Annotated in this window: 21 protein-coding genes, 5 tRNA genes and 1 pseudogene; 23 read left to right on the forward strand and 4 right to left on the reverse strand. The window is 48.0% G+C overall.

All coding sequences use genetic code 11. The features are described 5' to 3' along the window. The first annotated feature begins 9 nt into the window (after nucleotides 1–9). The 8 genes from PQG83_RS17955 (at nucleotide 10) to PQG83_RS17990 (ending at nucleotide 7686) form a co-directional block, all read left to right on the forward strand. Nucleotides 10–924 carry a prephenate dehydrogenase gene (locus tag PQG83_RS17955; RefSeq protein ID WP_312744042.1) on the forward strand — a complete coding sequence of 305 codons (915 nt, stop codon included), beginning with the start codon at nucleotides 10–12 and terminating at the stop codon, nucleotides 922–924. Continuing rightward, entirely contained in the window at nucleotides 921–2228 is a 1308-nt protein-coding gene (aroA, locus tag PQG83_RS17960; protein WP_312744045.1) for a 3-phosphoshikimate 1-carboxyvinyltransferase, read from the forward strand. Before PQG83_RS17955 ends, aroA begins: the two co-directional genes overlap by 4 nt. 55 nt (nucleotides 2229–2283) lie before the next feature. Further along, nucleotides 2284–2943: a (d)CMP kinase gene (gene cmk / locus PQG83_RS17965; RefSeq protein WP_312744047.1), complete on the forward strand. Its 660-nt coding sequence runs from the start codon at nucleotides 2284–2286 to the stop codon at nucleotides 2941–2943. Beyond that, entirely contained in the window at nucleotides 2940–3608 is a 669-nt protein-coding gene (locus PQG83_RS17970) for a lysophospholipid acyltransferase family protein (protein WP_312744048.1), read from the forward strand. Before cmk ends, PQG83_RS17970 begins: the two co-directional genes overlap by 4 nt. Nucleotides 3609–3662: 54 nt before the next feature. Further along, on the forward strand, nucleotides 3663–5366 hold the full coding sequence (locus PQG83_RS17975) for a 30S ribosomal protein S1 (protein WP_312744049.1): 1704 nt from the start codon (nucleotides 3663–3665) through the stop codon (nucleotides 5364–5366). 96 nt (nucleotides 5367–5462) lie between these two features. Further along, nucleotides 5463–6302, forward strand: coding sequence for a signal peptide peptidase SppA (sppA, locus tag PQG83_RS17980; protein ID WP_312749144.1), 840 nt, complete (start codon nucleotides 5463–5465; stop codon nucleotides 6300–6302). A gap of 100 nt (nucleotides 6303–6402) precedes the next feature. After that, on the forward strand, nucleotides 6403–6696 hold the full coding sequence (locus PQG83_RS17985; protein ID WP_312744051.1) for an integration host factor subunit beta: 294 nt from the start codon (nucleotides 6403–6405) through the stop codon (nucleotides 6694–6696). Between the two features lie 3 nt (nucleotides 6697–6699). Beyond that, nucleotides 6700–7686: a PCP reductase family protein gene (locus PQG83_RS17990; RefSeq protein ID WP_312744053.1), complete on the forward strand. Its 987-nt coding sequence runs from the start codon at nucleotides 6700–6702 to the stop codon at nucleotides 7684–7686. 62 nt (nucleotides 7687–7748) lie between these two features. Here the strand turns inward: PQG83_RS17990 and PQG83_RS17995 are convergent, their stop codons facing one another. The 3 genes from PQG83_RS17995 to PQG83_RS18005 all read right to left on the reverse strand — a co-directional run bounded on the left by PQG83_RS17995 (nucleotide 7749) and on the right by PQG83_RS18005 (nucleotide 9895). Next, nucleotides 7749–8366 carry a ribonuclease H1 domain-containing protein gene (locus tag PQG83_RS17995; protein ID WP_312744055.1) on the reverse strand — a complete coding sequence of 206 codons (618 nt, stop codon included), beginning with the start codon at nucleotides 8364–8366 and terminating at the stop codon, nucleotides 7749–7751. 96 nt (nucleotides 8367–8462) lie between these two features. After that, the gene (locus tag PQG83_RS18000) at nucleotides 8463–9644 is read right to left on the reverse strand and encodes a tetratricopeptide repeat protein (protein ID WP_312744058.1); all 1182 of its coding nucleotides are present in this window, start codon (nucleotides 9642–9644) and stop codon (nucleotides 8463–8465) included. A 176-nt stretch (nucleotides 9645–9820) separates the two neighbouring features. After that, a tRNA-Val gene (locus tag PQG83_RS18005) sits at nucleotides 9821–9895 on the reverse strand. 139 nt (nucleotides 9896–10034) lie between these two features. Between PQG83_RS18005 and PQG83_RS18010 the strand changes: the two genes are divergently transcribed. Both PQG83_RS18010 and PQG83_RS18015 read left to right on the forward strand, forming a co-directional pair. Then, nucleotides 10035–10238, forward strand: a complete 204-nt coding sequence (locus tag PQG83_RS18010) for a ubiquitin-like protein Pup (RefSeq protein ID WP_312646240.1) — start codon at nucleotides 10035–10037, stop codon at nucleotides 10236–10238. A gap of 340 nt (nucleotides 10239–10578) precedes the next feature. Beyond that, the gene (locus PQG83_RS18015) at nucleotides 10579–12753 is read left to right on the forward strand and encodes a RelA/SpoT family protein (protein WP_312744061.1); all 2175 of its coding nucleotides are present in this window, start codon (nucleotides 10579–10581) and stop codon (nucleotides 12751–12753) included. A gap of 18 nt (nucleotides 12754–12771) precedes the next feature. Here the strand turns inward: PQG83_RS18015 and PQG83_RS18020 are convergent, their stop codons facing one another. Beyond that, a complete protein-coding gene (locus PQG83_RS18020; RefSeq protein WP_312744064.1) occupies nucleotides 12772–13251 on the reverse strand; it encodes a DUF192 domain-containing protein in 480 nt (159 codons plus the stop codon). A 399-nt stretch (nucleotides 13252–13650) separates the two neighbouring features. Here PQG83_RS18020 and PQG83_RS18025 point away from each other — a divergent pair. The 13 genes and pseudogenes from PQG83_RS18025 to rpoB all read left to right on the forward strand — a co-directional run bounded on the left by PQG83_RS18025 (nucleotide 13651) and on the right by rpoB (nucleotide 22667). Beyond that, nucleotides 13651–13735: transfer RNA gene (locus tag PQG83_RS18025), tRNA-Tyr, on the forward strand. Between the two features lie 90 nt (nucleotides 13736–13825). Then, nucleotides 13826–13900 (forward strand) — tRNA-Gly (locus PQG83_RS18030). A gap of 66 nt (nucleotides 13901–13966) precedes the next feature. Continuing rightward, a tRNA-Thr gene (locus PQG83_RS18035) sits at nucleotides 13967–14042 on the forward strand. 52 nt (nucleotides 14043–14094) lie between these two features. Then, nucleotides 14095–15300 carry an elongation factor Tu gene (tuf, locus tag PQG83_RS18040; RefSeq protein ID WP_312744067.1) on the forward strand — a complete coding sequence of 402 codons (1206 nt, stop codon included), beginning with the start codon at nucleotides 14095–14097 and terminating at the stop codon, nucleotides 15298–15300. Between the two features lie 18 nt (nucleotides 15301–15318). Next, nucleotides 15319–15468, forward strand: a complete 150-nt coding sequence (gene rpmG, locus PQG83_RS18045; protein ID WP_312744069.1) for a 50S ribosomal protein L33 — start codon at nucleotides 15319–15321, stop codon at nucleotides 15466–15468. Between the two features lie 37 nt (nucleotides 15469–15505). After that, nucleotides 15506–15581: transfer RNA gene (locus tag PQG83_RS18050), tRNA-Trp, on the forward strand. 87 nt (nucleotides 15582–15668) lie between these two features. Then, on the forward strand, nucleotides 15669–15863 hold the full coding sequence (gene secE, locus PQG83_RS18055) for a preprotein translocase subunit SecE (protein ID WP_312744072.1): 195 nt from the start codon (nucleotides 15669–15671) through the stop codon (nucleotides 15861–15863). A 20-nt stretch (nucleotides 15864–15883) separates the two neighbouring features. Beyond that, nucleotides 15884–16420, forward strand: coding sequence for a transcription termination/antitermination protein NusG (gene nusG / locus PQG83_RS18060; RefSeq protein ID WP_312646246.1), 537 nt, complete (start codon nucleotides 15884–15886; stop codon nucleotides 16418–16420). 65 nt (nucleotides 16421–16485) lie between these two features. Continuing rightward, on the forward strand, nucleotides 16486–16911 hold the full coding sequence (gene rplK, locus PQG83_RS18065; protein ID WP_312744075.1) for a 50S ribosomal protein L11: 426 nt from the start codon (nucleotides 16486–16488) through the stop codon (nucleotides 16909–16911). Nucleotides 16912–16947: 36 nt separating this feature from the next. After that, a complete protein-coding gene (rplA, locus tag PQG83_RS18070; RefSeq protein WP_312646248.1) occupies nucleotides 16948–17640 on the forward strand; it encodes a 50S ribosomal protein L1 in 693 nt (230 codons plus the stop codon). Nucleotides 17641–17670: 30 nt separating this feature from the next. After that, nucleotides 17671–18177, forward strand: a pseudogene (gene rplJ / locus PQG83_RS18075) (50S ribosomal protein L10); the annotation flags it as partial. A gap of 54 nt (nucleotides 18178–18231) precedes the next feature. Next, on the forward strand, nucleotides 18232–18606 hold the full coding sequence (gene rplL, locus PQG83_RS18080) for a 50S ribosomal protein L7/L12 (RefSeq protein WP_312749146.1): 375 nt from the start codon (nucleotides 18232–18234) through the stop codon (nucleotides 18604–18606). A gap of 95 nt (nucleotides 18607–18701) precedes the next feature. Beyond that, nucleotides 18702–22667, forward strand: a complete 3966-nt coding sequence (gene rpoB, locus PQG83_RS18085) for a DNA-directed RNA polymerase subunit beta (RefSeq protein ID WP_312744079.1) — start codon at nucleotides 18702–18704, stop codon at nucleotides 22665–22667. The last annotated feature ends 32 nt before the right edge of the window (nucleotides 22668–22699 follow it).

Consider the following 22699-nt stretch of genomic DNA (forward strand, 5'->3'; position numbering starts at 1 on the left):
TGTTCTCTTGTGATTCCGACACTTTTGCCTTCCATCATGTCGACTCCCCATTTAGAACCGCTGTTCCGGCACGTGTCCATTATCGGGATAGGCCTGCTTGGAGGTTCTCTCGGCCTTGCATTGAAGGAACAGGGTTTAGCCAAAACGGTCGTGGGGCTCGGTCGTCGACAAGAAAATCTCGAACTAGCCGTTCGAATGGGTGCCATTGATCAATTTGCCCTGGAGCCACATCGGGCAGTGAGCCAATCGGATTTAATTGTCCTGGCCACTCCTGTAGAGACCTACCTCTCCCAAATTGATCTGTGGGGAAAAGATCTGGCCCCGTCCACCATCGTGAGTGATGTGGGAAGCGTAAAAGGCCAATTGGTCTCACAAATTGAAGCCCGGTTGCCTCCCTCGACATTTTTTGTCGGCGCCCATCCGATTGCCGGGAAAGAAAAATCAGGGGTGGCGCACGCCGATTCGCATTTGTTTCAAGGCGCTCGATGTATTCTGACGCCGACTCCCCATACGAATGCCCAGGCCCTGGAAAGGGTTTGTCACCTTTGGGATACTGTCGGATCTGTGGTGGCGTTGATGGATCCCATGGACCACGATTGGATCTTCGGTGCAGTGAGCCATCTGCCTCATATCGCGGCTTTTTCTCTCATGCACACCTTGGAGACATTGCAAGGACGAACGTCTCAGCCGGAGGACTTGCTGAATTTTTCTGGCGGAGGGTTGCGTGATACCACGAGGATTGCGGCCAGTTCTCCTGAAATGTGGCGTGATATTTGTGTGGCCAATCAGGGGAATTTGGTAGAGATGGTTGATCGGTATATTCAACAGCTACAAAATTTTCGGGAGTTGTTGAGCAAACGGGATGCCCCTGGATTGTACGAGGCAATTGCACGGGCCAAAGCCTCACGAGAACGAATGATATGAATCAGTTCACCATTCTTCCGACCAAAAAACCCCTTCGTGGCAGCCTGTCGGTACCGGGAGACAAATCCATTACGCATCGCGCCCTCATCTTTGGAGCCTTGGCGCAGGGTCGAACACGTATTGCGGGTTACTCTAAAGGCGAGGATTGCCTGAATACCCTTGATGTGATTCGTGCCTTAGGCGCTGATGTACAGGAAACGCCCGAGGGACTTGAGGTGACCGGCAAAGGACTCTGGGGCCTGCAGGAACCTTCGAATGTGTTGGATTGTGGAAATTCCGGGACGGGTTTGCGCATTATGGCTGGCGTCTTAGCCGGGCAAAATTTCTTTTCCGTTCTGACTGGTGATTCCTCTCTGAGAAGTCGTCCGATGGGCCGGGTGGTCACTCCTCTCCGGCAAATGGGGGCCGTCATCTCGGGAAGACGTGGCGGTGAGTTGGCTCCTTTGGCTATTCAAGGGACCGGGCTCAAGGGGATTCTCTACGAATCGCCTGTCGCAAGTGCCCAAATAAAATCCTGCGTCCTCTTGGCCGGGCTCTTTGCCGAAGGGACGACCATTGTGAAGGAGCCTAGACGATCCCGAGACCATACGGAGCGTCTCTTGTCCTATTTGGGAGTTCCCCTCCAGGTTGATGGGTGCACCGTGCAACTTCAAGGTCGACCCTCCTTTGATGGAAAGCCGATTGAGGTCCCTGGAGATATCTCGGCTGCGGCGTTTTTTATGGTTGCGGCATCGATCGTTCCCGATTCGGATATTCTGCTCACTGATATAGGATTGAATCCGGAACGAACGGGTATTCTGGATATTCTCCTCGAGATGGGAGCTGATATCACCATCCTCAACCAACGAGAAAAATCGGGGGAACCGGTAGGTGATATCCGTGTGCGGTCTGCTCCGCTGAAGGGAATGACCATTGGGCCTGACCTCATTCCCAAAACGATTGATGAATTGCCTATATTGTGTGTGGCTGCCGCTATGGCCCATGGACAGACACGCATTACCGGCGCACACGAACTTCGCGTGAAAGAGACCGATCGCATTCGAGCCATGGCGACAGAATTATCCCGTCTCCACGTTGAAGTTGAGGAACAGCCGGATGGTTTAGTCATCAATGGCGGTTCCCTGATTAAGGGTGGGGTTTGTCAGAGTTATGGCGATCATCGGGTTGTGATGTCGCTGGCCATCTGCGGATTAGTGGCGGAGTCTCCAATAACTATTGAGGATGTGGCATGCGTTGAGACATCATTCCCGGGGTTCAAAGATAAGTTGTTGGATTTATTGACAAATTCTGAGCGACCATTATAATGCTCCAGAAATTAGTTCGTAAGAGGAGAACAGGGCCGTTCAACGTCGTCGGTTAGTGATCACTATTGACGGTCCAGCCGGAGTCGGGAAGAGCACTGTGGCCAAGTGTTTGGCTACCCGTCTTGGATATGTTTATCTGGATACGGGGGCTTTGTATCGTGCGATTGCCTGGAAAGTTCAACTAGAACATCTTGACCCGAATAATCTTGCTTGCATCCAAGCACTTCTAGCGCGGACCGATCTGCGACTGATGCTGAGTGGGGATGTCCTTTCCATTTGGGTCGATGGGCAAGCAATTAATCAGGAGGTCATCAGGACGCCAGACATTAGCCAGTTGGCTTCCTGCATAGCAGCTATTCAGTCCGTCAGGGACTGGTTACTCCCGATTCAGCGAAAAGTTATTGGGAAAGTTGGGATTATTGCTGAAGGAAGGGACATGGGGACGCGAGTGTTCCCTAGTGCTGATGTGAAGTTTTTTCTCGATGCGGAATTGGAGATTCGAGCGAACCGACGGCAACGAGAATTAGCTCAACAAGGGAAAGTGATTGATCTGAAGACCGTGCGTAATGACATGGCCGTCCGAGATGATCGTGACCGGACAAGAATGGTCGACCCTTTACGTCCGGCGCCTGAGGCGATCATGATTGATACCTCTCGACAATCTGTTGAAGAAGTTGTCGGCCACATGATGCAATTCATAGCGGATCGTTTGTGAGTGGAGTGGCCTACGGGCTGTTATGGATCCTGTTTAATGGGTTGGCGCGCCTCCTGTTTCGATTTCGGACAGAAGGTTCCCAACACTTTCCCAAGACAGGAGGGATAATCGTTGCGGCTAATCATGCCAGTTACTTTGATATTCCCTTGTTAGGATGCGCGATTCCGCGGCGGGTTTTTTTTTTAGGGAGAGCGAGCTTATTTCCCAATCGGTATCTGAATTGGGCCTTGCAAAAGCTCGGCTGGATCCCTTTAAAAACGCACAGACTGGACAGGAAAGCCTTTGGACAGGCACTCTCTCACCTGCAAGCAGGTGAACCCGTAGTTATTTTCCCCGAGGGGACAAGAACAGAAGACGGATCCTTGCAGATCGGGAAGCCTGGCCTGGGTTATTTGGTAGCTGAATCACAATGCCAGGTGATTCCTGTGTATATTTCTGGTACCTTTACAGTTCTTCCCATTCAGGCTCGATGGCCGCGGCTGTTTCCCTTAAGGGTCAGCTTTGGAAAACCGTTGAAATTTTGTAAAGATGAGGGGAAGAGTGTCAAGTCATTTTATGAAGACGTATCGATAACGGTTATGGATCATATTGCGCAATTGGGTGGCGTTCCCTCTCCGACCCAGGATGCATATGAAACAGATTCAAAAAGCAAGTTGTGTGAATAATCATGGCAATCACCATTTAACCCGCCAAACTCTCCTGGAGGTATCAAAAGTCGGATGAATACTCTTACTCAACAACCTGAAAAAATTGATCGCGAAACTCTTGCCGCATTATACGACGAAACGTTTAAAAATATTGAAGAAGGAACGATTACCGAGGGCAGAGTCATTGATATCCAGCGAGATCGTGTGGTGGTGGATATTGGCTATAAGTCTGAAGGCATGATCCCTGCCGACCAATTTTCTCCGGAAGAGTTGGAACAGCTGGCGGTGAATGACCCGGTTCAAGTGTATATCGAGCAATGTGAGGATGCGGATGGCAATTTGCTCCTCTCCAAAGAAAAAGCCGACAAGATGAAGGTTTGGGAGGATTTGGAAGTTGCTCACAAAGATGAAAAACAAGTGCAAGGGAAAGTCATTTCTCGTATTAAGGGCGGCATGATCGTTGATATCGGCGTGAAGGCCTTTTTGCCAGGATCGCAAATTGACTTGACGCCGGTCAGAGATCTGGATGGTCTGGTCGGGAAAACGTATAACTTTAAAATTATTAAAATTAACCATCGTCGGGGCAATGTCGTGGTCTCCAGACGGGCGCTACTCGAAGAAACTCGGGATAAACGAAGACAGTCGACATTGTCGACATTGTCTGAAGGGCAGTTGATTGAAGGCACTGTGAAGAACATTACGGATTATGGGGCGTTCTTGGATTTAGGAGGTATTGATGGCCTGTTACACATTACCGATATTTCCTGGGGCCGTGTGGGGCATCCATCCGATATGTTCTCCATTGGGGATCGCGTTGAAGTCTTAGTATTGAAATACGACCGGGAAACAGGACGTATATCTTTGGGCGTTAAGCAAAAATCTCCAGATCCCTGGACTAAAGTTGAAGAAAAATATCCGGCAAGAAGTCGCGTGAATGGGAGAGTTGTGAGCCTGACCGATTATGGTGCGTTCGTTGAATTGGAGCCAGGCGTTGAGGGTTTGGTTCATGTATCGGAAATGTCTTGGACCCATGAGGTTCGCCACCCATCAAAGGTCGTGTCTGTGGGCGACACCATAGAAGCTCAGGTGCTCCATGTTGACCAGCATAGCCGGAAGATTTCTCTTGGGATGAAACAAACTGCTCCTAACCCATGGGATATTATAGAAGACAAGTACCCTGAAGGCACGGAGATTGAGGGCAAAGTAAAAAGTGTCACCGATTTTGGCGCCTTTGTCGGTTTGGATGAAGGTGTCGATGGGTTGATCCATATTTCTGATATGTCGTGGACCAAGCATATTAAGCATCCTTCCGAGCTGTTTAAGAAGGGGCAATCGGTCAAGGCCGTTATTTTAAAGATTGATAAAGAAAAGGAACGTTTATCATTGGGGTATAAGCAGTTGATCTCGGATCCATGGGTCTCTGAAATTCCTCAGCAATATCATGTTGGCGAAGTCACTACCGGCAAAGTTTCCAAAATCGCCGACTTTGGGGTATTCGTGGAATTGGAAGGCGGCGTAGAAGGGTTGATTCACATCAGTGAGATCGGGCCAGATGTGCAGGAGCGCCTTGAGGAAAAATTTGTTGTTGGTCAGGAAGTCGCAGCGAAAATCGTTAAGGTTGATTGTGATGATCGGAAAATTGCGTTAAGTCTTTGGGAGCATTTGAAGGATCTAGAACAAACCGAGGTGGAAGAATTTAATAGCTCTCAAGGCAGCGTCGATCAAAGCCTTGGGCGAGTCGTCCAAAAGAAAGATCAAGGTGATGAAAGCGAATAGGCTTCATGGGCAGAATGGTTTGGATGAGCGCGGGACTTATGGCCAATCCCGAATATTATGAGTAATGGGTATCCTCGATGGAAGCGCGTGCTGTGGATGATTCTCGGAGGCCTTGTCCTGTTTAGTGTTGGGAAAAGCCTGATTCCGGAATTATTGATAGCAGGTAAGGATGGTGTGGCCATCGTTCGGGTTGAGGGTCCCATTCTTGATTCGTATCAGACTGTCGAGGAACTGAAAAACTTTGCCGACGATCCTTTGGTCAAAGCGATTGTGGTGAGAATTGATAGCCCAGGTGGGGGTGTGGCGCCTTCTCAAGAAATTTATAATGCTGTTAAGAGAGTCAGAAAAGAAAAGAATAAAACGGTGATTGCCTCCATGGGTACGGTGGCGGCTTCGGGAGGCTATTATATTGCCGTGGGCACCGATCGCATTCTCGCTAATCCGGGTACTTTGACGGGGAGTATTGGCGTCATCATGCAATTGGCCAATTTTCACGAGTTACTTGAAAAAATCGGAGTCAAAAACCTTGTAGTCAAAAGTGGAAAATATAAAGATATCGGCTCTCCTTTTCGTCCCATGAATGAAGAAGATCGCAAAGTCTTAGAATTGGTGATGAATGATGTTCATCGTCAATTTATCGATGCGGTGGCCGATGGGCGATCCCTGGATGTGGCGGAAGTCGAGCAGTTAGCCGATGGGCGTGTCTTTACGGGGCAGCAAGCCAAATCAATTTTGTTAGTTGATGATATCGGTGATTTGCACGATGCCATTAAGTTGGCCGGCGAATTAGGCGGGATTGAGGGGGAGCCACGTGTCATGGAGGTGACCAAGCCGTTTTCATTCAGGGATTTACTTGAAAACACATTTCTTGGAAGCGTTCGCACCTTTGCCACGACTCATTTTCCCACCCCGTTGCTGTACCTTTGGGTGGCTTGATCCGGACAAGCAAAATGGATCAATTACGACTTTTGAAATGCAATATTCATTGGCATAACTCAAGGTTCAAAAAGCGAGTCTCTGTGAGAAGGAGGATCGGATGACAAAAGCGGATCTCATCGAAAAGTTGGCGGAAAAGGCTCCCCAATTGAGTCGAAGGCAAGCCGAGGTCGTAGTCAACACCATTTTTGATTCTATCCGTGATTCTTTAAAGCGTGGAGAAAAAACAGAAATCCGTGGTTTTGGAAGTTTTCGTCTTCGACACCGTCAGACCAAAGAAGGGCGAAACCCTAAAACTGGAGAATCGGTGTCGGTCCCTGAAAAGCGCATGCCGTTTTTTAAAGCCGGTAAAGAGATCAAAGAATTGTTAAACCCTGAGTTACCACCTGTTTAAACCATGTCTACTACCGAGCCATCTCACACAGAACACGAGATCCCCTGGACGGAAGAGGCTTCGTCTCGCTTAGAACGCGCTCCTTTGTTCCTGAGAGGTATGGTTCGACGTCTTGCAGAAAAAAAAGCCAAAGAATTGGGATATACAGAAATTACGGCTGAAACTTTAGACCAATTTAAGCAACAAATGATGGGTTCGATGGGGGGCGCGGCCGGCATGACTCAAGCTGCCGAGGACATGGCTCAAGGCAAACTCCCCTGGACCTCCGAGGCGCGGAAGCGACTAGAGGCCGTTCCAGAGTTCATGCGAAGCATGATTGGCAAAATCGCTGAAGATGTGGCTAAAGAACGCGGCCATATGGAAGTGAATGTGGAATTATTTGAAAAGGTTGAAGCCTTAGGGGATATTCCGATAGAGAAAAACGTGCCCATGGAATGGACCGATGAAGCTTTGGCTTTGTTGAATAAGCGTATTCAGGATTCACCTCCGATTGCTATGGAATTTGTGACGGATATGTTAAAGCGGGATGCCGAGGATCTAGCCAGGGAACAAGGGATCGAGAAGATTGATGCTGAAACCTTGATCCGTCTCTGGGAGGATCCGCCCACACAGGTGGCATGGACAGATGAGGCCTGGAAACGTCTTCATACCTCACCGGATTTTGTACGAAGCGGCATCCGAAAAGCTGCAGAACGCCGTGCGAGAAAACTCGGGCTAACCACTATCGACTCCGAACACCTCACCACCTTTCGAAATGAGGCGATGATGAAAGCCGTCAAGCGGATTCGAAGTTTTGGCTATCAGGAACTGACCTTTGATGCGTTTGGCGATGCTATGCAAAAAGTTAAACGATTAAAGGGGAATGAGCAGGCGGAACATCGCTTGGATGAGATCAGGGATTATATGAAGAAAAAGCCTGAAGTTGGTTTATTGGGTGATGAACTCATGACCCGTTTCAGGAATTATTTAAAAGGAGAAGGAAAGTTGTAATTGATGCTGGATTCGTTTTGTTCTGGTTTTGAGGTTGTAAACCTGCTTGAATCTCCCCTTTCTTACTTCCCCATTGCCCCTTCTTTCGCAAGTTGATCGACAAGGTCATTTTCCGGATTGCCGGAATGAGCTTTCACTTTGACCCAGTGAATCGTGATGCCTGATTCATTGATCGTCTGTGCGTAGGCTTGGGTAAATGGTAGCTTGGTGCGCCAGGCTCCGGTTGCCCAACTTTCCAGCCCTTGGTAATCAAAGTAGATCGTCATTTCAGTTATCCCTTGGGATTGGCACCATTTGATGGCTTTAAGGATGGCAAGAATTTCCCCAGCGACATTTCGGTGAATCATGGCTTCCTGCGGAATGTCGTTCCCCTTGTCCCGGTGAATTTCTACACCATTTTTTTTGACCAGGACCCCCCAGCCCAGTCGAAGAGTGCCATCATCTTTGGGGAAGCAGGATCCATCGACCCAAACTTCGATCATCGAGGATGATGTTGCTGTCGCCTGATTCTTCTTGGTTGGTTGGCGTATTGAACGGGATGAAAGAAAAGCTTCGGCTTCTTCTCGGTTGGGGAAGGCTTTATATTCGGCTCCGGGAAAATGATGTACTTGGGCACGGCAGGCATCCCAACTCTCAAAGATGCCAATGGTGCGGCCGCGGCGGACGGCATAGAATTTCATGAAGGTTTAACGCGTGGATTATTCACTGCAAAGGTCTTTTTTGATATAAACAGTGGTTGAACCGGGTATGTCCCATAAGAATTAATTGTAGTTTGATTACTGTCTGGACCCGCCTTGTAGGGTCTGAATTCTACCTTTGGCCAGGTCAATTTTTGTCATTTCCTCAGGATTGTCCCCTGCCAATATCAGGAATGTTTCGTATTCTTGAATAGCGCGTTTGGGGTTATGGACTTCATAAGCTTCAGCCAAATTGAATCGGGCCTGAGCATAGTTTGGCTGCAAGGACAACGCCCGCTCATAGGTTTCGATAGCCTTTGGTACTTTTCCAAGTTGCGCTAAGACTGAGCCATAACTATTGAGGATGACTGCTGAATATGGCTGGATGGTCAGGGCCTGTTCCAGGGCAGTTGCGGCTTCTGGGACTCTGCCCATGTTTCTTAAGGCCAATCCAAGACGATGGTGGGCTTCCGCCAACTGTTTCGGATCAGATAAGCCATATTGAATGGCTTTCTGATAGGCGTCAATGGCTATTTCTGGCTGCTTGTTGCCACACGACGCAAATAAGGCTATTTCTCCTCTGGCAAATTGCTGAAGTCCTAAAAATTCCGTTTCTGACCCTAATTGTCCTTTTATACTCGGGAGGTCTTTCCCCGGATGATCCGGACCTTCCACATAAGAAAGAAATTTTGATTGGCTGCCATCTAAAAGTGTTTCATAAGGATCAAGAACGAAAACGGCCATGACCAGCTGGTCTTGTTTCCCTTGAGTGTGTCGCATGAAATATTGATGCGTGGTCGTGGCTTCTCCGGTCCGATGCAGAGTGCCAGAGTCAGGGGTTTGTTCTTTTAGAAGCTGGGAAGAATGATAAAAGAATTCACGAGCCGGTGGTAATTGACTCAGGGTATGACGAAGTTTCGGATAGTCTTCTAAAGCCAGACCGCGTGGGAATACGGTGATGACGCCCACAAGGGTTTGATCTTCATTAAACATGAACCATTGTGCGTGTTTCTTGGGTGATGAGGTTTCACGAAAGACCTCGGTGCCTCCTCCCCAGGGAGATTCCTGTCCCACGGATTGCAGCCAACCCGTTTGAACCTCTGTTTTGGTTTGGCACAAGGCGGCCTTTCCTAAGAGATTGAGGTCGCTTTCGGAAGGTGGAAGGTTGGAGGCAGGGGGAGTGCTGGCGCAATGTGGGAGTAAGAAGAATAACAAAAACACATTCAGGACATTTGTCGGCTTTGCATAGGGTCGATGATGATGGGTGATCGGTTGTACCATTACTACCGGCTCTTGAGAGTAAATGATCGATGTGTTGTAGAATATGCGACTAGGGTAATGGGGTCCGCATTAAGGAGTGGGTGAAAATTGCAGGATCAAGAAGGCCTCGCTCTTATCTGCTGATGATGTGAACAACGATAGTGCCGGGAAGAAATTGATCCAGAAAGGATGTATCCTGGTGGGCGATACTGGGATCGAACCAGTGGCCTCTTCCGTGTGAAGGAAGCGCTCTTCCACTGAGCTAATCGCCCGCGGGAGGCAATTTATCATAATGCTGGGAGTGGAGCAATGAAGTCCGTAAGGATGACAATGGTTTTCTTGACGGTAGGAGAAAGTGTGGAGTACCCTGAATTAACAGGTATTTCATCGACTTGACCAAGGAGGTGCACCATGGACAAGCAAGAGCGTAAATACGAATCACGAAAACCAAGCTCTCCCAAAGAAACAGAGGACGTTCAGGCTGATCCGAATGTTGCGGAGACCGGTCAACGTCTAAAAGAAGAAATGGATGAACTGGTTGATGAAATTGATAAAGTTTTAGAAGAAAATGCGGCTGAGTTTGTCAAAAATTATGTACAAAAAGGTGGAGAATAAATGCGTTAGGTTCGTTAATTTCAAAAAATTCTCCCCTGCCCTTTTTCACTCGCCAGATATTTAAACTCTCTTGGCATTCTCTGTTCTTCTTTAGGTCATTTTCAGTGAAGGTCTTCAGGCCTCAAACCTTTCGCATCGCATTTTTTCAGTCACAGTCCGATGAATGCGCCTTTTGAGTGACCTGTCCCTTCATGAGGAAATTGAGTCTCTTTCTTTTTGTGTCCCTCGGGATGTGGAGCGCCGATTGCCAATTCTGAAAGGGAAAGGCAAAGCATTTTTCTCTGTTTTTTGTTATGATTCGTCGGCAATGTCCCAAGACAATTGGATGAAAGACTAAAAAATGGGTGTGACGCATTTGACCGATATTGTACAACTTATGGATCAGGTAAAAGCCTATTACCCCGAGGCTGATACCGACTTCATCAAACGAGCTTATGATTATTCCGCGAAGGCTCATGAAGGGCAAACTCGACGTACAGGCGAACCCTATGTCCAGCATCCTTTAGCGGTCGCTGGAATTTTAACTTTTTTGAAATTGGACGTTCCCGCGATTGTGGCTGGACTCTTACATGACACGCTCGAAGATACCGTAGCGACGAGAGCCGAGTTAGAAAAAGAATTTGGAAGTGACGTGGCTCGTTTAGTGGAGGGCGTCACCAAAATTGGGCAAATTCCTTTTAAAACTGATGAAGAGAAGCAGGCGGAAAATTTCCGCAAAATGGTTCTCTCTATGGCTGATGATATTCGAGTGGTGTTTATCAAGTTAGCGGATCGATTGCATAACATGCAGACACTTGAAGCGTTGTCGGACGAAAAACGGAGAAAAATTGCACAAGAAACAATGGAAATTTATGCACCGCTAGCTAACCGGCTTGGTATGAGTTGGATTAAGCAGCAGCTAGAGGATTTGTGCTTCCAATATTTGGAACCGGATGCCTGGTCTCATTTAAAGCTTCGGTTGGCTAAAAAGGATGAGGAGCGTCAGGAATATATTCAATCCCTGATTCACCTGGCTCAGCAGGCTCTTTTGGACGCAGGGTTGCCAGGACAGATCGATGGACGTCCTAAGCATCTCTTTAGCATTTATCAAAAAATGGAGCGCCGGTCCGTATCTTTTGACGAAATTTTTGATTTGACAGCGGTTCGTATTGTGACGGATACCAAAATGAATTGTTACGCCATTTTAGGATTGCTGCATTCCATTTGGCCTCCCGTCCCTGGTCGCTTTAAGGACTACATTGCGACTCCACGTTCGAATTTGTACCAATCGTTACACACGACAGTTGTTGGCCCACAAGGAGAGTATGTGGAATTCCAAATCCGGACGGCGGATATGCATCGAATAAATGAATACGGTGTGGCAGCCCATTGGCTCTATAAGGAGCCTGGAAAAGTTGGCGAACGGGATGAACAGGTCTTCAGCTGGCTCAGGCAGTTTGTGGAATGGCACAAGGATCTTGCCGATAACCGCCAGTTTATGGATTCGGTTAAATTGGATTTATTCCATGATGTTGTGTTTGTGTTTACGCCCACGGGGGAAGTGCGGGAGATCCCTGTTGGAGCCACTCCATTAGACTTTGCCTATGCGATTCATACGGAAATTGGAGATCATTGTGTCGGGGCAAAGATAAATGGAAAATTAGTACCTCTCCGTTATCAATTAAGCAGTGGGGATATGGTAGAGATTCTGACCTCCCCCTCGCAGGTACCTCATCGAGGTTGGTTGAAATTTGTCCGAACTTCACGGGCCAAAACGAAAATCAAGCATTGGTTTAAAGTTGAAGAGCAAAAGCGGGCCCTGGAACTTGGGCGACGGCTGTTGGAACAAGAATTTCGGAAACATAATCTTCCTGTCGCACAATCTTTGAAATCTGATCGCCTTTCATCAATGGCTAAGGCAAAGGGCAGTGAAACAGTGGATGAATTGATTCGGCAGGTTGGATTCGGTCGTTTGTCTCCGGATCAAATTGTCAGTCACTTTCTGGAAGGTGCCGAACAAGGGCCTTCGTCTCCCACGAAGGTCGTCCCTCACCTCCCTCAGCAAAAGCTCCCTGGACTCCTTCGGGAGGGATCTGTGAAATTTGGGGGAACCAAAGATGTTTTGATGCAACTCTCCAAGTGTTGTAAGCCTGTTCCTGGTGAGCCGATTCGTGGATATATTACTCGGGGGAGAGGGTTGACCATTCATGCGATCGATTGTCCGAACTTTCAATCATTAGAATGGGATCACAATCGCTTAGTGGAGGTGGAATGGGATTCAGAGCTAGACGGAACGCATTCAGTTGAAGTGTCAGTTTTGACCCTGGATCGAACTGGTGTGTTGGCTAAAGTGTCCGCTGGAATTTCTCAATGTCAGGCTAATATTACCAGGGCAGAGATTTCTACCAGGGAGGATCGAAAGGCCGTATTGGACTTTGTTATCGAAGTAAAAAATACTGCCCACCTTGAACTAATACTGCAGGAAATTCAACGAGTTGACGGCATTCTTTCTGCTAAGCGAGTGCGAGGATGGTAATGGGAATGTTAGGGGAAACTAAGAGGGGTTAGGGCTCTGCGGAGGCAATGAGATGGTTAATCGGCTTCCAGGTAGGAGTTGAAGCTTTTCTGCGATGCCGGCATTGAGTTCAAGGACTTGCCATGATTGTTTATATGAATAATGGCGTGGGCAGTGATCATCCGTTCTCGTGCAAATAGGGACGTTTGCTTCAATGTGGATGATGGTTCCCTTTTCGTCTAACCATAATATATCAAGTGGGATCTTGGTATTTTTCATCCAAAAGGTCCAATACCCCAATTCTGGAAAAATAAAGAGCATACCATGGTTCTCCTCCATGGCCGTCCGGTACATCAGGCCTTGAGCTCTTTTATTTGATGTATCTGCCACCTCTGCGTAAATCATTGCTCCCTTAGGTGTTGTGATGCTTGCAAGCCCCTTGTCCTTTCGGTCATTTATTTCGCCAAAAACGTTTACGGGAGATCCAATGATTAAGCCCATGCTTAAGCAAAAGGGCACGATGACTATCCAGGTCCAGCAGTGAAAGTTCACCGGACTGCTTTGCTGGCATCCTAAGGGTAGGCGGGGGCACTTCATGAGGGAATCCATTGCTAGGAATGTGGCGTGAGGAGAGCGGGTTTGTCAAATAAGATTTTCTCTTGTCTTAAAGCACCTAAAGTCCACGCGAGGGTCTTGACCAGACCATCTTTGGAAATTATAATGATTCGTTTACAAGAAGAGTGAATTTGTTCTGCTCCTGTTTTTTGAACAAAATACGAATGTTTTTGTTGATGATCTGTACATGCAGGGGCTAATTTCTGCCTTGTTTGTCTTCACTTCAAAAAGATCTTCATCTTAATAATTTCCATGATGTAATTCCAAAACGGTTTAAGTAGAAGACGGTCCTACTCATTCAAAGGGCAGGTACCCAAGCGGTCAACGGGGGCAGACTGTAAATCTGCTGCCATCGGCTTCCAAGGTTCGAACCCTTGCCTGCCCACCATGACTGACTGAAAAGGACGGGATCCAGTGGATACGACAAGTTGTGCTGTTGAAGAAAAATTTTTTCAGTATATAGGATTTAAACCAAGCTGCGGGCGTAGCTCAGTGGTAGAGTTCCAGCCTTCCAAGCTGGCTGTCGCGGGTTCAAATCCCGTCGCCCGCTCCATTTTTTTGGGTGGGCTTAGATTTGCGTGCCTGATTGAGGCAAAGATCTTCTCGAGAAAGTGATAGAGCCCATGTAGCTCAGTTGGTAGAGCACGTCCTTGGTAAGGACGAGGTCACGCGTTCGATCCGCGTCGTGGGCTCCAGCAACGATAAAATTTAGATTTACTGGTAGCATTTTTAAGGAAGAGGTAGGGCATGGCGAAGGCGAAATTTGAGCGGAAGAAGCCGCATGTCAATGTGGGGACGATCGGGCACGTTGACCATGGGAAGACGACCCTGACGTCGGCCTTGACGAAAGTGATGGGCGATACGGGGAAGGCGAAGTTTGTTCCCTATGATGAAGTCGCCAAGGCGAGTGAGAGTCAGGGGCGACGGGATCCGACCAAAATTCTCACCATTGCCATCTCCCATGTGGAATATGAAACCGACAATCGCCATTATGCGCACGTCGACTGCCCGGGGCATGCGGATTATGTGAAGAACATGATTACCGGGGCGGCACAAATGGATGGGGCGATTTTGGTGGTCAGTGCCGCCGATGGGCCGATGCCGCAAACGCGGGAACATATTTTGTTAGCGCGGCAGGTGGGCGTCCCGTTTATCGTGGTCTTTTTGAATAAAGCGGATAAAGTTGAAGACAAGGAATTGCTGGAGTTGGTGGAATTGGAAGTGCGGGAGTTGCTGACGAAGTATGGCTTTCCGGGCGATGATGTGCCGGTGGTCATCGGGTCAGCGATTAAGGCCATCGAAGGGGATCAGAGTGAGGTGGGTGTGCCGTCGATTATGCGCTTATTGGAGGCGGTCGATAGTTACATCCCGACTCCCCAGCGAGCCATTGATAAGCCGTTTCTGATGCCGATTGAAGATGTCTTTACCATCAGCGGGCGGGGGACGGTGGTGACGGGCCGGGTGGAGCGTGGCGTGGTCAAGGTGGGGGATGAAATTGAGATTGTGGGGCTGAAGCCGACGCAGACGACGATTGTCACGGGCGTGGAAATGTTCCGGAAGGTGTTGGATGAGGGACAGGCGGGTGACAATATTGGAGCGCTGTTGCGGGGCACGAAGAAAGAGGATGTGGAGCGCGGCATGGTGTTGGCCAAGCCGAAGAGCATTACGCCGCATACGAAATTCAAGGCGGAAGTGTATATTTTGACGAAGGAAGAGGGTGGACGGCATACGCCGTTTTTTAATGGCTATCGTCCGCAGTTTTACTTCCGGACGACAGATGTTACGGGAGTGGTGCAATTAAACCCGGGGGTGGAGATGGTGATGCCGGGGGATAATGTGTCGTTTGAGGGTGAACTGATCTCCCCGATTGCGATGGAGCAAGGGGTGCGATTTGCAGTGCGAGAAGGGGGCCGAACGGTCGGAGCCGGGGTGGTCACGGAAATCGTCGCGTAAGAACATAGGGGTGTATCGATGAGAGTCATTATTTCTCTAGCGTGCGGAGATTGCAAGCGCCGAAATTATTCGACAATCAAAAACAAGAAAAACGATCCAGATCGGCTGGAAGTGAAAAAATATTGCCGATTTTGTCGAAAGCATAGCCCTCACAAAGAGGTGAAGTGATTGATGGTATGGGTCATGTAGGTTTCGTGCAGGTTGGAGGGGCATGGTGTCAACGGCTAGCACGTCGGTCTCCAAAACCGAAAGTCCGGGTTCGAATCCCTGTGCCCCTGCCATACTTGGCTGTTGATGTACTGTGCACCGAGTAAGAGACGTTTATTAGCGTAGTGGCGTGATTGCGAAAAAGGCTGAGGGGGTAAGACGTGTTCAAGAAGCTATGGTTTTCCATTACCGAATTTTTGTCTGACGTGCGTGGGGAACTTAAAAAAATTTCTTACCCTACAAAATCTGAGACGATCGGGTCGACCACGGTGGTTCTCTTGTTTTGCGTGATCATGTCCTTGTACCTCTCTGTGGTGGATTCAATTCTTGTTTGGTTAATTAGCAGGATTATTTAGCATCTATTAGAAGGGAATTCATGTCGAGTCATTGGTATGTCATTCACACCTATGCGGGATATGAGGGGCGGGTTCGGGCCGGAATTGTCGAGCGGGCGAATCAATTGGGTATGGCGGATTCTGTGGCGCAAGTCCTTGTTCCTACTGAGGATGTAGTGGAATTTAAAGAAGGAAAACGCCGGGCCTCTAAACGAAAATTCTTTCCAGGGTATGTTCTGCTTGAAGCGAATGGCCCGCTTGGGGATGAAGTCGTTGCTATGATCAAGGAGACCCCCAAGGTGACTGGTTTTATTGGAGGCGGAACCAGGCCAATCCCGCTTGATCCCGAGGAGGTGGCCACGCTATTGAAGCAGTTGGAATCCGGCGTAACGGCTCCAAGGGAGTTGGCCAATTTTTCAAAAGGGGACAATGTCCGGATTGTGGATGGCCCATTTTTAGGCTTCAATGGGTTGGTGGATGAAGTGGATCAGGATCATGGTCGGGTTAAGGCGCTAGTGAGTATTTTTGGTCGTTCAACCCCTGTGGAATTGGCGTTTTCTCAGGTTGAGCGTGTTTAAAGGCAAGTGGAGTATTCCTTTTTTAATTCAAGCAATACGCAAGTCGAGGTAAGGTAGGTGAAGGCATGGCCAAAGAAGTAACTAGTCAAATTAAATTGCAGATTCCGGCTGGAAAAGCCAATCCTGCTCCTCCTGTTGGGCCTTCCTTGGGACAACATGGAGTGAACATTATGGAATTTTGTAAACAGTTTAATGCTAGAACTCAGAAGCAAGAAGGTAGCATTATCCCGGTGGTCATTTCTGTTTATAAGGATAGAAGCTTTAGCTTCGTGACCAAGACTCCTCCGGCATCAGATTTACTGAAGAAGGCTGCAGGTATCATAAAGGGTTCAGGGATTCCCCATAAAAATAAAGTTGGAACAATCACCATGGCACAGCTAGAGGACATTGCGAAGTTGAAGGTGGAAGATTTGAATGCCAGTGATATCCCAGCTGCGATGAATGTGATTGCAGGAACCGCGAGAAGTATGGGCATTTCGGTTGAAGGGTAAATAATATTGTGAGGCTTTTAACAGAGGGTAGGCGCCGTGGGAAAGAAATTTGAATCGGCTTTAGCGAAGGTAACAAAGGCCCTATATTCATTGGAAGAGGCCAGTGACCTGGTAAAGCAGGCTGCTTTTGCCAAATTCGATGAGACGGTAGAGCTGTCACTTTGCCTTGGGGTAGATCCCAAGCGTGCGGATCAGATGGTTCGCGGGACTACGGTCCTTCCTCACGGAACGGGGAAAAAAGTCAGAATTTTAGTGATTGCAAAAGGAGAAAAGGAGCAGGAGGCCAGGGAAGCTGGTGCCGATTTTGTGGGGAGTGATGACCTTTTGCAGAAAATCCAAGATGGGTGGCTGGACTTTGACTCCATGATTGCGACCCCGGACATGATGGGTGCTGTCGGAAGAATGGGGAAAGTGTTGGGGCCACGAGGATTAATGCCAAATCCTAAGACTGGAACGGTGACCTTTGAGGTCGGGAAAGCCATTCAGGAAATCAGAAGGGGGAGAGTTGAGTATAAGGTTGATAAGGCGGGCAACATTCATGTTCCTGTTGGAAAGGTGTCTTTTCAGGGACAACAAATTAGAGAAAATGCCCAGTCGGTTTTTGATTCCATCATGAAGGCTAAGCCCTCTTCCAGTAAAGGAAAGTATGTGAAAAGTGCGACATTGTCCAGCACGATGGGACCAGGTATCCATCTGGACGGCGCCGCGATTGCAAAGCAGGTCAGTTGAAACTTTAATCTCAGCAGGTGAGTTCGAGGTATGAAAAAAACTGATAAAAATGAAGCTGTGGCAGTTATGCATGAGCAATTCGCTCGAGCGCGGATAGCCATTGTAACGGAATGCGCGGGTATGCCCGTGAATCAAATTAATGATTTGCGAAAAAAACTTCGGCAGGCGAAGTCAAACTTTCAGGTGGTAAAAAACACCCTTGCCGTGAGAGCTATTGGGGGAACAACCCTTGTTCCTTTGCAACCATTTTTTAAGGGTCAATCGGCATTGGTTATTGGATACGATGATCCGGTATTGCCTGCGAAAGTTATTCGTGATTTTATTAAAAGTGAAAAATGTGAAGAGAAATTGCAGCTCAAAGGAGCAATTCTGGACGGAGTTGAGTTAGATCCAGCTCGTCTCTCTTCTGTGGCGGATTTGCCGTCAAAGACAGAATTGCTGTCGATGTTGTTGTCGGCCTTCCAAGGGCCAATTCGTGGGTTTGTCGGGGTTTTAGGTCAAATTGTAAGAAGTATTGTTGCGGTATTAGCCGCAATACAAGAAAACAAAACGCAGAAAGGAGAAGGGGAGATGAGCGCAACAGAGGCAAAAATGTCAAAGGAAGATTTTATTAAGGTTATAGAGGGCATGAGTGTCCTGGAACTGTCGGATCTTGTGAAGGGTTTGGAGGATCGATTTGGTGTGACGGCAGCGGCGCCTGTTGGGGTCATGCCTGCTGCAGTGGGCGCTGCGGCTCCTGCCGCTGAAGAACAGACCGAGTTTACGGTAGTATTGGGAAGTGCCCCAGCGGATAAAAAGATTCAAGTCATCAAGGTGGTGCGAGAAATTACTGGCTTGGGCTTGAAAGAAGCTAAGGATCTCGTTGAGGCGGCCCCGAAGGCGGTAAAGGAGGGCGTGTCCAAAGAAGAATCGGAAACTATTAAAAAGAAACTTCAAGAGGTTGGGGCAACCGTAGAGGTGAAATAGTTTTCCCCTCATTTTGAGGACTCGGAGTTGTGACTTAGGAAGGTTCGAGGGCCAGCAGGAAGCTGAGGTGGCCGTTAATCCTTAAGGAGACAGGAATGGGACAACCAGCCTTTGAGGGCAGTGTTCAGCGACATAGCTTTTCAAAAATTCGCTCACATATTGAAATTCCGGATTTAGTTGAGGTGCAGCGCCGTTCGTATGAGGAATTTTTGCAGGCGGAGACATTGCCGGATCGTCGTGAGGACAAGGGATTGCATGCAGCGTTTAAAAGTGTGTTTCCCATTATGGATTATAACAATTCGGCCATTTTAGAATTTTCCAGCTATTCCCTGGGAACGCCAAAATATGACACGAGGGAATGTATAGAGCAGGGAATGACCTTTGCTGCACCTTTAAAGCTTCGGGTGCGATTGGTCGTTTTCGATCAACAAGATAAAAGTGTGAAAAACAGGGTCCTTGATGTCAGGGAGCAAGAAGTCTATGTCGGCGAACTTCCATTGATGACCGAGCGTGGCACCTTTATGGTGAATGGCACGGAGCGGGTGGCAGTCAGTCAGTTGCATCGATCTCCTGGACCTTCATTTGGCCATGACAAGGGCCGGACTCATTCAAGCGGGAAAGTCTTATTTTCAGGTCGGATCATCCCTTATCGAGGGTCATGGCTCGACTTTGAATATGATGCCAAAGATATTTTGTATGTACGAATTGATCGCCGTAGGAAAATGCCTGCCACAATTTTATTAAAAGGTTTTGGTTTTAGTACTGATGACCTTCTCAAGATGTATTACCCTATTGAGGAAGTACGCGTCGTGAATGGGGGATTGCTTCGTAAGCTCGATCCCGACATTCATGCAGGATTGCGATCTCCGGCAGACCTCTTTGAGAAGGGATCTAATGAGCCGTTGGTAAAAGAAGGTACCAAGCTCAATAAAACCCTCATGGGGCGTATTCGTGCAGCTGGAATTAAAGAAATTCCTATCAAGCAGGAAGATTTGGTTGGTCGAGCTGTGTTGACCGAACTTGTGGATCCTGGAACTCAAGAAGTAATTCTAGAAAAAAATCAACGACTCACGGCACCGGTGATGGAGCGAATTCTGGAAAGCGGAGTTGAAGGATTTAAGGTTATATACCTGGATAGTCCTACGACCAGTCCTGTCATCCTGGACACATTGGAAGCCGAGCGGACTAATTCAAAGGAAGAGGCCTGGGTGGAAATTTATAAACGCCTTCGGCCTGGGGAGATGCCATCCATTGAATCGGCAAAATTGTTGTTCGAAAATCTCTTTCTGAATCCCAAGCGGTATGACCTATCCCCTGTTGGTCGGTTGAAAATGAACAAGCGATTCAACCTTGATTTGTCATTAGAACAGCGGACGTTATCCGATCAAGATATTGTCGAGGTGGTAAGATGCTTGGTGGATCTTAAAGCCGGAAAAGGTGCGGTTGATGATATCGATCATTTAGGCAATCGTCGTGTCCGATCGGTTGGCGAGTTGTTGGAAAATCAAATCCGTATTGGTCTGGCTAGAATGGAGCGAAGCATTAAGGAGCGGATGAATCTGCTCGATATGGAAACCGTGTTGCCTCATGACCTGATCAATGCCAAGCCTATCGTTGGTGCCATCAAGGAGTTTTTCGCGGGAAGTCAACTCTCGCAGTTTATGGATCAAACTAACCCGTTGGCAGAGATCACCCATAAACGTAGGCTGTCTGCTTTAGGGCCAGGTGGTTTGACCAGGGAGCGTGCAGGTTTTGAGGTTCGGGACGTCCATCCCTCTCATTATAGTCGTATATGTCCTATCGAAACGCCGGAAGGACCCAATATTGGATTGATTACGTCATTGGCTACCTATGCTCGGATCAATGAGTTTGGGTTTATAGAGGCTCCTTTTCGAAAAGTAAGAAAAGGGCGTGTCACAGACGACGTTGAATTCCTTTCGCCATTGGATGGAGATCAGGTTGTTATCGCTCAGGCGAATTCAGCCATGAATAAGGAAGGGATGCTCACCTCGGAAACGATAACGGCCAGAGAAGCAGGGGAATTTGTGACGACTACTCCTGATAAGGTGGACTATCTGGATGTTTCTCCTAAGCAGGTGGTTAGCGTGGCAACTGCGTTAATTCCATTTCTGGAGCATGATGACGCAAACCGGGCCCTTATGGGTTCAAATATGCAACGCCAGGCAGTGCCAACAATTAAAAGTGAGTCACCCTTGGTCGGGACGGGAATGGAAGCTGTGGTAGCGAGAGATTCTGGATATTTGGCTATCGCTCAACGAGATGGGATTGTTGAATCGGTAGATGCGAGGAGAATTGTAGTCAGAACCGGACTTAAGGAAAAAGATGATAAGAAAAAAGGTTCTCGAATCCTGGATACATATGATTTGATTAAATTTCAGCGAACGAATCAAAATACGTGTATCACACAAACTCCTATTGTTCGAATTGGGCAACCGGTTAAGCAAGGGCAAGTGCTAGCGGATGGTCCAGCTATGGATCGGGGAGAATTGGCGTTGGGAAAAAATGTGCTCGTCGCCTTTATGCCATGGGGTGGATATAACTATGAAGATGCCATTCTTTTAAGTGAGAAAATGGTTAAAGAAGACGTGTTTACTTCTATCCATATCGAAGAGTTCGAAGTGGAGGCGCGTGATACAAAGTTAGGAAAAGAAGAAATCACTCGCGATATTCCTAATCTTGGAGAAGAGGCTCTTCGAAATTTGGATGAAAGTGGCATCGTACGAATCGGTGCGGAAGTCAAGCCAGGCGATATTCTTGTGGGAAAAGTTACGCCTAAAGGAGAGACCCAGCTGACGCCAGAGGAAAAATTATTGCGTGCCATTTTTGGAGAAAAGGCTGGAGATGTGAAGGATACCTCGCTTCAGGTTCCTCCAGGCATTGAAGGTATTGTCGTGGACGTCAAAATTTTCTCCAGAAAAGGCGTAGATAAAGATGAGCGGTCTCGGACAATCGAGACGGATGATCGCGTCAAAGTCGAGCGGGACTACCAGGAAGAATTGCGGATTATTGAAGAAGAACGGAATCGTAAAATTCGGAAGCTATTGCTTGGGCAATTTGTCGGACGGGATTTAATGGACCCTGATAGTGGGGAAGTGATTCTCAAGAAAAAGGGTCGTATTACCGCGGAAGTTCTTCGCAAGTTATCTGATGATGATGCGCGTCGGGTGATTCTGGCAGACGCGGAAGAACAAAAAAAGCTGGATGAGATTGAACGGGAAGCGAAAGACCAAATTGAAATCTTACAGACACAATACGATGAGAAAGTTGGTCGTCTTCGACGTGGAGATGAATTGCCTCCCGGTGTTATTAAGCTGGTCAAGGTGTATTTGGCAATTAAAAGAAAAATTGCGGTGGGCGATAAAATGGCCGGCCGTCATGGAAACAAGGGTGTCGTTTCTCGAATTATGGCTGAAGAGGATATGCCCTATCTCCCAGATGGGACACCCGTTCAGATTGTCCTGAACCCGTTGGGAGTTCCCTCTCGAATGAATGTGGGACAAATTCTTGAGACGCATTTGGGGTGGGCGGCAAAAGCGTTAGGAATTCAGGTGGAAACCCCTGTATTCGATGGAGCGTCGGAAAAGGAAATCAAAGAATTATTGAAAAAGGCGAATCTCCCTGAGTCAGGACAATCGGTGGTCTATGATGGACGGACAGGCGAACCATTTAAGAGTCCGGTCACGGTGGGATACATGTATATGCTGAAACTTCACCATTTGGTGGACGATAAGATTCACGCTCGCTCAATCGGACCATATTCTTTGGTCACGCAGCAACCGCTTGGAGGAAAGGCTCAATTTGGTGGTCAACGTCTAGGAGAGATGGAGGTCTGGGCTCTGCAAGCATATGGGGCGGCTTCCACCTTGCAGGAATTTTTGACCGTGAAATCAGATGATGTGCCAGGACGGTCTCGAATGTATGAAGCAATCGTGAAAGGTGAGAACTTTTTGGAACCTGGTCTTCCGGAGTCCTTTAATGTCTTAGTGAAGGAATTGCAAAGTTTAGGGTTGGATGTGGAGTTGATTAAATCTGCTGATTAGAGAATTAGCGTGGTTGTCCGGTCCCATCATTC

This window comes from Candidatus Nitrospira neomarina (genome assembly GCF_032051675.1).
In the GTDB taxonomy this organism is placed as follows: domain Bacteria; phylum Nitrospirota; class Nitrospiria; order Nitrospirales; family UBA8639; genus Nitrospira_E; species Nitrospira_E neomarina.